The sequence below is a fragment of the Pseudomonas sp. P5_A2_2 genome (genome assembly GCF_054177685.1).
The window spans coordinates 1-1121 of record NZ_JBGCUL010001275.1 but is presented as its reverse complement, the minus strand read 5'-3'; the positions used below and the strand labels follow the sequence as shown (position 1 = coordinate 1121).

1 protein-coding gene is annotated in these 1121 nt (G+C 62.7%); it reads left to right on the top strand.

Features of this window, described 5'->3' with window-relative positions; translation table 11 throughout:
* The coding region (locus ACXRVY_RS30760) for an efflux RND transporter permease subunit (RefSeq protein ID WP_458239175.1) at nt 1-1121 on the top strand (1121 nt) is incomplete at both ends.

The window sequence follows — 1121 nt, the reverse complement described above, 5'->3', positions numbered from 1 at the left end:
GAGCAGGGCCGCTTCTACCGTGCCAGTGGCGCGTTCATCGACTGGATGATTGCCGCCTACGGACGCAAGTTGCAGTGGGTGCTCAAACACCAGCCGCTGACCTTGATGGTGGCCATTGGCACTTTGGCGCTGACGGTATTCCTGTACATGGTGGTGCCCAAGGGCTTCTTCCCGGTGCAGGACACCGGCGTCATTCAGGGGATTTCCGAAGCGCCGCAATCGATTTCCTTCGCCGCCATGAGCGAGCGTCAGCAGGAGCTGGCCAAGGTCATTCTGGCCGACCCGGCCGTCGAGAGCCTGTCCTCCTACATCGGTGTGGACGGTGACAACTCGACCCTCAACAGCGGTCGTTTGCTGATCAACCTCAAGTCGCACCACGACCGTGACCTGAGTGCAACGCAAGTGATTGCCCGCCTGCAACCGGAGCTGGACAAGCTGGTCGGCATCCGCCTGTTCATGCAGCCGGTGCAGGACCTGACCATCGAGGACCGGGTCAGCCGCACGCAGTACCAGTTCAGCATGTCGTCACCGGACTCGGAGCTGCTGAGCCTGTGGAGCGGGCGCCTGGTCGAAGCCCTGGCCGACCGCCCGGAATTGACCGACGTCGCCAGCGATTTGCAGGACAAGGGCCTGCAGGTCTATCTGGTGATCGACCGCGATGCGGCGTCGCGGGTCGGGGTGTCGGTGTCGAACATCACCGATGCGCTGTACGACGCCTTCGGTCAGCGGCAGATCTCCACGATTTATACCCAGGCGAGCCAGTACCGCGTGGTGCTGCAATCGCAGTCCGGCGAGAAGATCGGCCCGGATGCGTTGAACCAGATTCACGTCAAGACCACCAATGGCGGTCAGGTACGCCTGTCCAGCCTGGCGCATATCGAGGAGCGTCAGGCGCAACTGGTGATCACCCACATCGGCCAGTTCCCGGCGGTGATGATGTCCTTCAACCTCGCGCCGGGCGTGGCGTTGGGGCATGCGGTGCAGATCATCGAGCAGGTGCAGAAGGACATCGGCATGCCGATTGGCGTGCAGACCCGGTTCCAGGGCGCGGCCGAGGCTTTCCAGGCGTCGTTGTCGAGCACCTTGCTGCTGATTCTGGCAGCGGTGGTGACCATGTACAT